Source organism: Streptococcus mitis, assembly GCF_026782865.1.
GTDB lineage: Bacteria > Bacillota > Bacilli > Lactobacillales > Streptococcaceae > Streptococcus > Streptococcus mitis_CG.
In genome coordinates this window covers 1-12,238 of sequence record NZ_JAKUXK010000001.1, presented here as the reverse complement: position 1 = coordinate 12,238, position 12,238 = coordinate 1, and the positions used below count along the sequence as shown (strand labels likewise).

General features: G+C 40.7%; 11 protein-coding genes. 9 read left to right on the top strand and 2 right to left on the bottom strand.

Going from position 1 to position 12,238, the window contains the following annotated elements:
* Positions 1 to 90: 90 nt before the first annotated feature.
* Entirely contained in the window at positions 91 to 297 is a 207-nt protein-coding gene (locus MK482_RS00055; protein WP_045606609.1) for a membrane protein, read from the top strand.
* Positions 298 to 401: 104 nt separating this feature from the next.
* Here MK482_RS00055 and MK482_RS00050 read toward each other — a convergent pair whose 3' ends face one another.
* Positions 402 to 1,250, bottom strand: coding sequence for a putative RNA methyltransferase (locus MK482_RS00050; RefSeq protein WP_261087611.1), 849 nt, complete (start codon positions 1,248 to 1,250; stop codon positions 402 to 404).
* Between the two features lie 257 nt (positions 1,251 to 1,507).
* Between MK482_RS00050 and MK482_RS00045 the strand changes: the two genes are divergently transcribed.
* Both MK482_RS00045 and MK482_RS00040 read left to right on the top strand, forming a co-directional pair.
* Positions 1,508 to 1,786 (top strand): DUF6110 family protein, encoded by a 279-nt coding sequence (locus tag MK482_RS00045; protein WP_261087612.1) that lies wholly within the window; start codon positions 1,508 to 1,510, stop codon positions 1,784 to 1,786.
* 1 nt (position 1,787) lies between these two features.
* Positions 1,788 to 3,851 (top strand): heavy metal translocating P-type ATPase, encoded by a 2,064-nt coding sequence (locus tag MK482_RS00040; protein ID WP_268717658.1) that lies wholly within the window; start codon positions 1,788 to 1,790, stop codon positions 3,849 to 3,851.
* A 77-nt stretch (positions 3,852 to 3,928) separates the two neighbouring features.
* Here MK482_RS00040 and tyrS read toward each other — a convergent pair whose 3' ends face one another.
* Positions 3,929 to 5,185 carry a tyrosine--tRNA ligase gene (gene tyrS / locus MK482_RS00035; protein WP_268717657.1) on the bottom strand — a complete coding sequence of 419 codons (1,257 nt, stop codon included), beginning with the start codon at positions 5,183 to 5,185 and terminating at the stop codon, positions 3,929 to 3,931.
* A gap of 141 nt (positions 5,186 to 5,326) precedes the next feature.
* On the opposite strand from tyrS, the gene pbp1b reads away from it, so the two are divergent.
* From pbp1b to MK482_RS00005, 6 genes are all read left to right on the top strand, one after another.
* Complete coding sequence (pbp1b, locus tag MK482_RS00030; RefSeq protein ID WP_268717656.1) at positions 5,327 to 7,771, top strand: penicillin-binding protein PBP1B; 2,445 nt, start codon at positions 5,327 to 5,329, stop codon at positions 7,769 to 7,771.
* Positions 7,772 to 7,848: 77 nt separating this feature from the next.
* Positions 7,849 to 8,760: a DMT family transporter gene (locus MK482_RS00025; protein ID WP_268717655.1), complete on the top strand. Its 912-nt coding sequence runs from the start codon at positions 7,849 to 7,851 to the stop codon at positions 8,758 to 8,760.
* Between the two features lie 85 nt (positions 8,761 to 8,845).
* Positions 8,846 to 9,544 (top strand): 2,3,4,5-tetrahydropyridine-2,6-dicarboxylate N-acetyltransferase, encoded by a 699-nt coding sequence (gene dapD / locus MK482_RS00020; RefSeq protein ID WP_268717654.1) that lies wholly within the window; start codon positions 8,846 to 8,848, stop codon positions 9,542 to 9,544.
* 66 nt (positions 9,545 to 9,610) lie between these two features.
* The gene (locus MK482_RS00015) at positions 9,611 to 10,741 is read left to right on the top strand and encodes an N-acetyldiaminopimelate deacetylase (RefSeq protein ID WP_268717653.1); all 1,131 of its coding nucleotides are present in this window, start codon (positions 9,611 to 9,613) and stop codon (positions 10,739 to 10,741) included.
* Positions 10,742 to 10,752: 11 nt separating this feature from the next.
* Positions 10,753 to 11,292: a 5-formyltetrahydrofolate cyclo-ligase gene (locus MK482_RS00010; RefSeq protein WP_268717652.1), complete on the top strand. Its 540-nt coding sequence runs from the start codon at positions 10,753 to 10,755 to the stop codon at positions 11,290 to 11,292.
* A complete protein-coding gene (locus tag MK482_RS00005) occupies positions 11,276 to 11,953 on the top strand; it encodes a rhomboid family intramembrane serine protease (RefSeq protein WP_268717651.1) in 678 nt (225 codons plus the stop codon). Before MK482_RS00010 ends, MK482_RS00005 begins: the two co-directional genes overlap by 17 nt.
* The last annotated feature ends 285 nt before the right edge of the window (positions 11,954 to 12,238 follow it).

Here is a 12,238-nt window from a genome sequence, read left to right as displayed (position 1 = left end):
GCCTCGAAATCTACTTAAAAATTACCTCAAATTTCTTGTATTCGCTTACACAAAGTATTATAATATGATTATAGGAAAGAAGGTGTTCTTATGTGGAAAAAATATTTTTCAAAATATAAATGGACTGATTTATTTTGGATACTATTTGTGATTTTGACATGTCTCTTGGCGGGTAATAGTAATCTTTACCCCCTTACCCATCAAGAAATCTCTTATCATGGGTGCTTATCGGGAATTACACTTGCCTTATTTCACTTGCTATTTATTGATAAGTTTGTTATTTCGAATCGAAAATAAATGGAGAAGCTAAAAGCTTTAAATGTTTTAGACTTTTCGGATAGATAGTTTAAAAATTGAAATTTAAAACCGCAGATCTTTTTGAAATGCGGTTTTTGTGTCAATTATAGTACTTTCCCAACCAGAATCTCAGCTTCAATGGTAATCTCTGTCAGTCGGCTCCAGTCAATCTTGCTCTGGTCGATGTGAAAGAGGAGAGGAGTCATACTGAGTAGGGCTTGGAGCTGCTCTGCCGTGATAGTTTTAGTCAGAGAGGCAGTTTGACTAGATAGGATGGTAAAGTGTTCTTGGAAATGCTCCTTGATATCTTGATTAGAATAATCCTTGTTTGTCAGCTGGTTCTGTACCCTTTGACGGATTTCCTTGAGGTGATTTTTAGTTGGAATAACCTTTATCAAGATGCCGTCTTTGGATAAAACGCGACGAAATTCTCCATAGTTGGCAGGGGAAAAGATATCAAGTAAGATATCCATGCTGGCGTCTTTTATAGGAAGACGAGCTAAGTCACCAACGAACCAATTGACTGCCCAGTTGGGTTCGCTCTTGGCAGCGATTTGGACGGAATCTTTGGAAATATCAAAGGCATAGAAAGTTTTTTCAGAGTGATCTTCTTGTAGTTTGCGAGAATAGAATCCTTCGCCACAACCGATATCTAAAATTGTTTTGGCATTTTTTGAGTTTGAAAGTAAGTCAGAGACGGCCTCTAGAATAGCTTGATAAAAGCCGGCTTCTAGGATTTGTTGACGGTTTTGAAAATTTTCCTTGTCGTAGTTAGCAGATTGCTTGATTTGAGGGGCTAGATTGACATAGCCGAATTTTGCCAAGTCAAAAGAATGGCGATTGTTACATTTTAAACTGTTCTCTACCAGAGTCAGATTTTCTTGACAGATAGGACAGGCAAAGGCAGTTGCAGAAGCAAAACGCTGAAGTTTGGGTTTGAGATTTGTATTCATAGTTTAAGTGTATCAAAAGAGGCAAATGAAAGCAACCTTAGGAGTAAGTAGATGGGAGATTCAGTAGAAATAAAACTAATACTCTTCGAAAATCAAATTCAAACCACGTCAACGTCGCCTTGCCGTACTCAAGTACAGCCTGCGGCTAGTTTCCTAGTTTGCTCTTTGATTTTCATTGAGTATAATTCTCCAATTTATGAAATGACATTGCTTTTATATCTAAATTGCTATATAATAATGATAAGGAGGAAATAAGTATGTTAAAAGAAGTATTAAGCGTCGCAAAAGTTGCGAAAAAATCATCACTCTTTTTGGGTGGTGTCGCATTTGGTACCTTTGGTTTGAAAATCTTGGCAAGTAAGGAAGCTAAAAAAGGTTATTCTAAAGCTTTGGCTAAGGCTTATAAGTTAAAAGACGAGCTAGATGCATCTGTTTCTGTTGTGAAACAACATGGAGACGATGTCTTGCAAGATGCCAAATATTTGTACGAGCAAGAGAAAAAAGAAGAGCAATTAGATAGCCTTATAGGGGAATAATATGTCTTTTAAAGTGCTACATAGAGGATACCAACATATCCGACTATCATCTTCTTTTTCACTCACCTTGGATATTCAAGACTATCTTCGTTCCTTGGCGAGAGATGAAAAGGGGATTGAGTCCATCCAGTTTTACATGGATCAACAGCACTTTACTCTACGTATAAAAGAAGGCTTCTCTGTATTAGACAATGCAGAAGCCTTTTTAAAAAGAATTGATAAAGGGAAAGTTTCTGAGTTGATGACTCTTCCCATTCGTAGAGAAGAGAGTGCTTATTCTATTGTTTCAGGTGCAGCGATTAAGCGTATACTTTTTCGTAGTTTTGTGCCGTATCCTATTCGCTATATATGGACTTGTTATCAGGCTTTTGGCTATATTAGAGAAGCCTATCAAACACTAGCGCGTAAGGAACTAACGATGGAGGTCTTGGACTGTTCGGCGATTTTATTGTCCTTGTTTATGAACCAATCCAAGACAGCTAGCAATATCATGTTTATGCTTGATTTGGGGAATCATTTAGATCAGTGGTCCTTGAAAAAAACGGCAACAGATTTAGAACAAAGCCTTCTTGCAAAAGAGAGCGATGTATTTCTAGTACAGGGTGATATGGTCGTTAGTATCAAGAGTTCCGATGTTCAAATAGGAGATGTCTTGGTCCTATCTCAAGGAAATGAAATTCTGTTTGATGGACAAGTAGTTTCAGGTTTAGGTATGGTCAACGAAAGTTCCTTGACGGGAGAGAGTTTTCCAGTTGAAAAAAGAGAGTCTGATTTGGTTTGTGCAAATACAGTATTAGAAACTGGAGAATTACGCATTCGTGTAACCGATAATCAGATGAACAGCCGGATTTTACAACTGATTGAGTTGATGAAGAAATCTGAAGAAAATAAGAAAACGAAACAACGCTATTTCATCAAGATGGCGGATAAGGTCGTCAAATATAATTTCTTGGGGGCTGGTCTGACTTACCTATTAACAGGTTCTTTTTCTAAGGCTATTTCTTTCCTATTGGTCGATTTTTCCTGCGCTTTGAAAATCTCTACTCCTGTAGCTTATTTAACAGCTATCAAGGAGGGGTTGAATCGTGAAATGGTGATTAAGGATGGGGATGTTCTGGAGAAATATCTGGAAGTTGATACTTTCTTGTTTGATAAGACGGGAACAATCACAACTAGTTATCCTATAGTTGAAAAGGTGTTACCTTTTGGGGACTATAGTGAGGAAGATATTCTCAGAATCAGTGCCTGTCTTGAGGAACACATTTATCATCCTATTGCTAATGCCATTGTCAAGCAAGCTGAGATAGAGGGGATTGAACATGAGGAAATGCATGGGAAACTCCAATATATCGCAAGCAAGGGGATCAAATCTCATATAGATGGGCAACCAGTTCTTATTGGGAATTATGTTTTGATGCAGGATGAGCAAATTCATATCAGTTCAGAACAAAATGCTTTAATTGAAGAGTACAAGAGTCACTACAATCTCTTATTCTTGGCTTATCAGAATGAATTGATTGGAATGTTCTGCATTCATACTCCTTTGAGAAAAGAAGCAAAAGCAGCCTTGGAGAAACTTAAGGCACAAGGGAAAAAATTGATTCTGGCAACAGGGGACACCCTGGTTAGGACAGAGGAATTAGTTAAAGATTTGCCCTTTGATCAGGTCTATACAGACTTGAAACCTGATGGGAAATTTGAGTTAGTAGAGGAACTGCAGAAAGCAGGTCACACTATTTTGATGGTTGGAGATGGATTGAATGACTCAGCGGCTCTAACCCTATCAGATATCGGTGTGGTGATGAATGAGAGTGCAGACATTTCTAAGCAGATGAGCGATATCTTATTGTTAGATAATCGCTTGGATTTCTTCCAAGAGTTGGATTGGCTATCATCATCTTTGCAAACACTCATCAAGAAGAATATTCAAGATACCGTTGTCGTAAATAGTAGTTTGATTGGCTTTGGCTTATTTAATTGGCTCAGTCCTTCAAATCTCTCTATCTTACATAATCTAACAACCTTGCGCATTGTACTGCGTAGTCTGTCTATTAAAAATAGATAGATGAGATTTATTAACAGCAAAAAGGAGTTACCTTTCTCGAGGATAACTCCTTTGTTTATAGATAAATGTTGAATAGTTTAGTAAGTCAATACAAAGTATTTTTTCTTCCCACGACGGATAACAGTCAGTTCATTCTCTAACTTATCTGCGTCACTCAAGACATAGTCAAGGTCTTGGATGCGGTCGCCGTTGACGTAGATAGCTCCGTTTTGGACGTCTTCACGGGCTTGGCGTTTTGAGTTAACCACACCAGATGAGACGAGAAGTTCCACGATATTGTGATTTTCATCTGATTGAACTTGGTAGTTTGGCACTCCACGAAGTCCTTGTTTGAGCTCTTTAACAGAAAGGTTTTTGATGTTTCCTGCAAAGAGTTGCTCAGTGATGTTGAGGGCTTCTTTGTAAGCTTCTTCGCCGTGAACGAGTGTAACGACTTCACGAGCCAAGACTTTTTGTGCCAAACGTTCGTGTGGAGCTGCTTCAAATTGTTTACGGATGTCTTCAATCTCATCAAGTGACAAGAAAGTAAAGATCTTCAAGAAGCGAACAGCATCAGCGTCCATAACGTTCATCCAGAATTGGTACATTTCATATGGGGAAGTCTTTTCAGGATTGAGCCAGACTGCGTTTCCTTCTGATTTACCAAATTTCTTACCAGTTGCATCGGTAATCAGTGGAACAGTGATAACGTGGCCTGTCTTGTCAGCCTTACGACGAAGTAATTCGGTACCAGCTGTCATATTTCCCCACTGGTCAGAACCACCGATTTGAAGAGTGACATTGTGGTCTTGGTTAAGGACGAAGAAGTCGTACCCTTGCATGATTTGGTAAGCAAACTCAGTGTATGAAATTCCTGTTTCAATCCGTTTTTTCACAGATTCCTTACTCATCATGTAGTTGACAGTAAAGTATTTTCCGATATCACGGAGGAAATCAATGAAGCTGACGCTGCCAAACCAGTCGTAGTTGTTGACCATGACAGCCTTGTTTTCACCATTTTCAAAGTCAAGAAAACGAGAAAGTTGTCCTTGGATAGACTTGACCCAGCCATCTACTGTGTCTTTTGTTTGGAGACTACGTTCAGCATCTTTGAAGGACGGATCTCCGATGAGACCTGTAGCACCGCCAACGAGCGCATAAGGTTTGTGACCTGCTAGTTGCAAGCGACGACTTGTTAAGATTGCGACAAGGTGGCCTAGGTGAAGGCTGTCAGCAGTTGGATCGTAGCCAGTATAATAAGAAACTTGACCTTCTTCTAGGGCTTTACGCAAAGCTTCTTCATCAGTCGTTTGAAAAATCAAACCACGCTCTTTTAGCTCATCAAAAATGTGCATGTGTCTTTTCTCCTTTTTAAAAATATTGTTTCTACCTATTGTATCACAAACTTGGGCAATAGCCTAGTAGAATAGGGAAGAAAGTGGCTATTTTATTGAAAGTTTACCTTTTATGGTATAATAGAAAGAGCGAGGATATTCATGAAAGAAAGAATCAGTGAATTAAAAACAAAAATGTTGAACATTTTTCAACAAGGTGCCCTGAGGAAAAAACAAGAGGGTAAGAAACATAAAAAGTCTAGTTCAGTAAATCAGCCGATTGGAGTCGGATCTATTTTTGCGAAAATTTTGAGAGGTATTAAAGTGACCTTTAATACTCTTTTTATCCTAGGCTTTATCGGTGGGCTTTTTGGTGCTGGTCTAGCTATTGGTTATGGAGTTGCTTTGTTTGACAAGGCTAAGGTCCCTCAAGCAGAGGAGTTGTTGAAGCAAGTTAAGAATATTGCTTCCATATCAGAAATCACTTATTCTGACGGTAGTACAATCGCCTCGATTGAGGGGGATTTGCTACGTACTTCTGTCGGCTCAGATGCTATCTCTGATAACTTGAAGAGGGCTATCATTGCGACAGAGGATGAACATTTTAACGAACACCATGGAGTTGTACCTAAGGCTGTTATTCGTGCGACTCTGGGAACATTTGTTGGTCTGGGGTCGTCCAGTGGAGGTTCGACCTTAACGCAGCAGGTCATCAAACAGCAGGTTGTTGGAGACGCTCCGACATTGGCTCGTAAGGCAACAGAGATTGTCGATGCACTTGCTTTAGAAAGAGTGATGGGAAAAGATGAAATCCTAACTGCTTATCTTAATATCGCTCCTTTTGGTAGAAATAATAAAGGGCAAAACATTGCAGGTGCCCAGCAAGCAGCAGAAGGAATTTTCGGTGTCGATGCAAGTCGATTAAGCGTACCACAAGCTGCTTTTATCGCAGGTTTGCCCCAGAGTCCTATTAGCTATTCTCCTTATGAATCTGACGGCAGTATGAAGAGTGATGAGGATATGGCTTTGGGAATCAAGCGTGCCAAGGACGTGCTGTACAATATGTATCGCACCGGTGCATTAAGCCAGGAAGATTACCAACAGTATAAAGATTATGATTTTAAAAAAGATTTCCTACCATCGGGTAGTGTGAGTACTGCTTCTCGCGGATATCTTTACTTTGCGACTCTAGCTGAAGCTGTAGATAGGATGTATGACTATTTGATTCAGCAAGATAATGTTTCTAGTCAAGAATTGAAAAATGAATCTATTCAGAAAGCTTATCGTGATTTAGCAACTAAAGAAATTGAAAATGGCGGGTATAAAGTTACCACAACTATCAATAAAAATATCCACACAGCTATGCAGAATGCTGTTGCTAGTTATGGCCGACTAGTGGATGACTCGACAGGACAGCCTGAAGTGGGGAATGTTTTGATGGATAACAAAACTGGAGCTATCCTTGGGTTTGTTGGTGGTCGAAATTATCAAGAAAATCAGAATAATCACGCCATCGATACCAAACGATCCCCTGCTTCCACAACCAAACCTCTCTTGGCCTATGGTATCGCTATTGATCAGGGACTGATGGGGAGTGCAAGCATCTTGTCGAACTATCCGACAAATTTCTCTAACGGGAATCCGATTATGTATGTCAATAGCCCTGGTACGGCTATGATGACTCTTGGAGAAGCTCTTAATTATTCATGGAATATACCGGCCTATTGGACCTACCGCACGCTTCGAGAGAAGGGTGTTGATGTGAAAGGCTACATGGAAAAAATGGGTTATGAAATTCCAGAATATGCTATTGAAAGTTTACCTATGGGTGGAGGAATTGAGGTCACAGTTGCCCAGCATACCAACGGTTATCAGACCATAGCTAACAATGGTGTTTATCAACAGAAACACATGATTGCTAAGATAGAGTCTCCTGATGGCCGAGTGATTTATGAATATAAATCTCAACCTGTTCAGGTTTATTCTAAGGCAACAGCGACTATTATGCAGAGTTTACTCCGTGATGTCATTTCATCTCGTATTACTTCTAGTTTCCAGTCAGACTTATCGTCTATTAATCCTAGTCTAGCAAGTGCAGATTGGATTGGAAAAACGGGTACAACGAATGAAGACGAGAACATGTGGCTCATGCTTTCGACACCTAGATTGACTCTAGGAGGTTGGTTAGGTCATGATGATAATCGACCACTTGCTAAAGGTGCAGGTCACTACCGAAATGCGAATTATATGGCTCATTTGGTCAATGCTATTCAACAAGCTGAACCAGGTATTTGGGGAAATGAGCGCTTTAATCTTGATTCTAGTGTCACAAAATCACAGGTGCTAAAATCAACAGGACAAAAGCCGGGCAAGGTTTCAATCAATGGAAAGGAAGTTGATATTTCAGGGTCTACAGTAACAAGTTACTGGGCTACAAAAGAAGGAGCACCGGTCACTACTTACAGATTTGCGATTGGGGGTAGCGATGCAGACTATCAGAATGCTTGGAAGAGTATTCTAGGAAATCTCCCTAGTTTGACATTACCAAATGTAAATAATAACTCTGGAACAAGATCATCAACAGGAACTTCTAGGTCTAATCGATAATATAGAGTAGTAGCAAGGATAAAAATGTTCTATCTTTGCTACTTTTTTCTTTTTCATTTTCATGTTAAAATAAATATATGAATCAATATCAGAAAAAGATTGTTAAGGGGACAATCTATTCACTATTATCAGGTTTAATCTGGGGGATTTGCGGGATTTTAGGAGAGTATTTCTTTACTCATTATAAAGTATCTTCGGGCTGGATTACTTCTATGCGTTTACTGGTAGCCGGAAGTCTTGTTTTGATCCTATCAGCCTTTCAGTTACGTAGGAAGTTAGTCGATATTTGGCGAGATAAGAAAAATTACCTGCCCTTTTTAGCCTATGCTATTTTGGGGATTTTTTCTGTGCAGTTTTTCTTTTATCTATGCGTTGAGTACTCAAATGCGACAACTGCGACTATTTTACAATTTATCAGTCCAGTTTTTATCCTATTTTACAATCGAATGGTTTACAAAAAGAAGGCGTCTCTTAGTGCTATCCTATATGTTTTGGTTGCCATGCTGGGTGTGTTTTTAATGGCTACTAGAGGAGATTTATCGCAGCTGTCTATGACGCCCTTGGCTTTGATAACTGGCTTGCTCAGTGCGGTTGGAGTCATGTTTAATGTTATCTTGCCACAATCTTTTGCCAAGCGATATGGCTTTATACCGACAGTTGGTTGGGGGATGATTATAGCGGGATTATTTAGTAACCTACTCCATCCAGTCTATCGTATTACTTTTCAGTTAGATATTGTGAGTGTGTTGATTTGCTTAACGATAGCTGTATTCGGGACTGCATTTGCTTTCTTTATTTCGATGAAGGCGGTATCCCTTGTATCTCCTTTGGTTGTATCAGTGGTGAGTGCTAGTGAGCCCCTTTCTTCAGCTCTACTGAGCGTCCTTTTTCTTGGTCTAGTTATGGATGGATTTTTAGCTTTGTCTATGGTGTTGATTATTGTTCCTATGATTTTCTTGTCTGTAGAAGAAGCTAAGGGGAGAAATTAAAGAGGGTTATTTTAATAGTTGGGGCTTCAAATTTGAGGCCTTTTTTGGTAGAATAGGTATCATTAAAATGAACTAGGAGGCGCCTATGACTGCTACAAAAATGAACGCACAAGAAATTATCCAATTTATCGCCAATGCTGAAAAGAAAACCAGTGTGAAAGTAACATTTGAGGGACAACTCGCAACTGCTGTACCAAGCTCTGTTGTCAAACTAGGGAATGTCCTATTTGGAAACTGGAAAGATGTGGCTCCGCTTCTTGATGGCTTGGTAGAAAATCAAGACTATGTTGTTGAGCAAGATGCTCGTAATTCTGCAGTTCCTTTGCTAGATAAACGTGCTATCAATGCTCGTATTGAGCCGGGTGCTATTATCCGCGACCAGGTTGAAATTGGTGACAATGCTGTTATCATGATGGGAGCAGTCATCAATATCGGTGCTGAAATCGGTGCAGGAACTATGATTGATATGGGTGCTATCCTTGGTGGCCGTGCTATCGTTGGGAAAAACAGCCACGTTGGTGCAGGTGCAGTTTTGGCAGGTGTGATTGAGCCAGCTAGCGCAGAACCAGTTCGTGTTGGAGACAATGTTCTCATCGGTGCTAACGCAGTAGTTATCGAAGGAGTCCAAATCGGTAGTGGTTCAGTTGTCGCTGCAGGAGCTATTGTTACCCAAGATGTCCCAGAAAACGTGGTGGTAGCAGGTGTTCCAGCTCGTATTATCAAAGAGATTGATGCCCAAACCCAACAAAAAACAGCGCTAGAGGATGCGCTTCGTACCTTGTAATTGTAAAAGAAAAATAGAGGCGGAACCCTTTTCCAGCCTCTTTCTGCTATATAGGAGGAAAGATAGATGTTAGATTTGATTCAGACTAGACGGGATTTGCACCAGATTCCAGAGATTGGCTTGGAGGAGTTCAAGACTCAGGCTTATCTGCTGGATGTGATTGAGAAATTGACTGCGGGCAAGAATTTTGTTCAAGTTCGTACTTGGCGAACAGGGATTTTGGTCTATTTACAGGGAAGTCAGCCAGAGCGTACCATTGGTTGGCGGACAGATATTGATGGCCTGCCTATTGTCGAACAAACAGGCCTGCCCTTCGCTTCTCTGCATCAAGATCGTATGCATGCTTGTGGCCATGATTTCCACATGACTATTGCTTTAGGCTGTCTTGAGCGAGCCCTTGAGGAGCAACCAAAGAACAATCTGCTCTTTCTGTTTCAACCTGCTGAAGAAAATGAAGCTGGTGGCATGCTCATGTATGAGGATGGCGCTTTTGGAGACTGGTTGCCAGACCAGTTTTATGGACTTCATGTTCGGCCAGATTTGAAGGTTGGTCAGATTGCGACCAATACTCATACACTCTTTGCAGGGACTTGTGAGGTGAAGATCCGTTTCAAAGGTAAAGGAGGACATGCAGCCTTTCCGCATGAAGCCAATGACGCCTTGGTGGCGGCTAGTTACTTTGTGACCCAGGTGCAGTCAGTTGTCAGCCGCAATGTTAACCCAATCGAGGGAGCAGTGGTGACCTTTGGTCTTTTCCAAGCCGGAACCACCAACAATGTCATAACGGACACAGCCTTTTTGCATGGAACTATTCGGGCCTTGACACAGGACATGAGTCTCTTGGTGCAAAAGAGGGTCAAAACAGTTGCAGAAGGAGTTGCTGCTGCCTTTGATATGGAAGTCGAAGTGGAACTCAAACAAGGTGGATACCTACCTGTTGAGAACCATCCAGCTTTGGCGCGTGAACTGATGGATTTCTTTGAAGAAAAAGAGGGAATTGAGTTGATTGATATCGAACCTGCTATGACAGGTGAAGACTTTGGTTATCTCCTTTCAAAAGTTGATGGTGTTATGTTCTGGCTAGGTATTGATAGTCCCTACGCCCTTCATCACCCTCAGATGAGTCCTAAGGAAGAAGCCTTAGCTATTGGGGTGGATGCGGTCTCTAGTTTCCTGAAAAAGAAGGCAGCAGAGTAGAGGTGCTGGCTATGAAATCGGAATTACGTAAGCAAGTCTTGCAAGAAATGGAGGCTTTATCTCAAGAACAAAAACAGGCTATAGACCAAGCTTTAACAGAACGACTTTTACAACATCGCTTCTACCAAGAAGCCAAGGTCATCGCAACCTATCTCTCTTTCCCTCATGAGTTTCAAACGCAGGGATTGATTGAGCAGGCGCTGAAGGACGGCAAGAAGGTTCTGATACCCAAAACTTATCCCAAGGGGCACATGGACTTTGTAGTCTATAATTCGCAACAACTGGTCAAAACTTCCTTTGGATTACTGGAGCCACAGGGAGATTTGGAAGTGGTGGATGCCTCTCAGATTGATTTGATTCATGTTCCTGGTCTGGCTTTTACGACGAAAGGATATCGGATAGGATACGGTGGAGGCTATTATGACCGTTATCTGAAACATTTTTCTGGTCATAGTTTGAGTACGGTTTATCCTTGTCAAATTCAGGACTTTATACCTGAAAAGCATGATATTCCTGTTGAGGAGGTATTAATTGATGAAGGAAATCTTTGATAGACGTTACCCTGTGACGAGTTTCTTCCTCTTAGTGACGGCCTTGGTATTTTTACTAATGTTGGTCACTGCAGGCGGAAACTTTGACAGGGCAGATACATTATTTCGATTTGGAGCCATGTATGGGCCAGCTATTCGCCTCTTTCCTGAGCAAATTTGGCGTCTCTTTTCAGCCATTTTTGTTCATATTGGTTGGGAGCATTTCATTGTTAATATGCTTTCCCTTTATTATCTTGGTAGGCAAGTAGAGGGAATTTTCGGATCCAAGAAGTTTTTCTTTCTCTATCTTTTATCAGGAATGATGGGTAATCTCTTTGTTTTTGTATTTAGTCCTAAATCCTTAGCAGCAGGCGCCTCTACCTCTCTCTATGGACTATTTGCTGCAATTATAGTTCTTCGCTATGCAACGCGTAATCCTTATATCCAGCAGTTGGGTCAATCCTATCTGACACTTTTTGTGGTTAACATTATTGGAAGTGTTCTGATTCCAGGAATCAGCCTAGCAGGTCATATCGGTGGTGCAGTTGGCGGAGCATTTCTAGCAGTTATCTTTCCAGTTCGAGGAGAAAGACGGATGTATAGCGCTAGTCAGAGACTGGTAGCGGTAGTGTTGTTCGTAGGACTTTCAGTTTTGCTTTTCTATAAGGGAATGGGATTGTGACGACTAATATGTAAACTTGAATAAGAAAAAAGCTACTTAAAAAATGAGTAGCTTTTAATGTGGGTTGGAACCATTCGAAACAACACAGCTCTAAAACCGATTATACACAAGCGGATAGCAGGGATCGGTTTTGGAACCATTCGAAACAACACAGCTCTAAAACTACAAAACACCTCAATGGGCATATAATAAGGTTTTGGAACCATTCGAAACAACACAGCTCTAAAACTCTGAGCCGTGTGTCAAATCGCTTGCTTTGTTTTGGAACCATTCGAAACAACACAG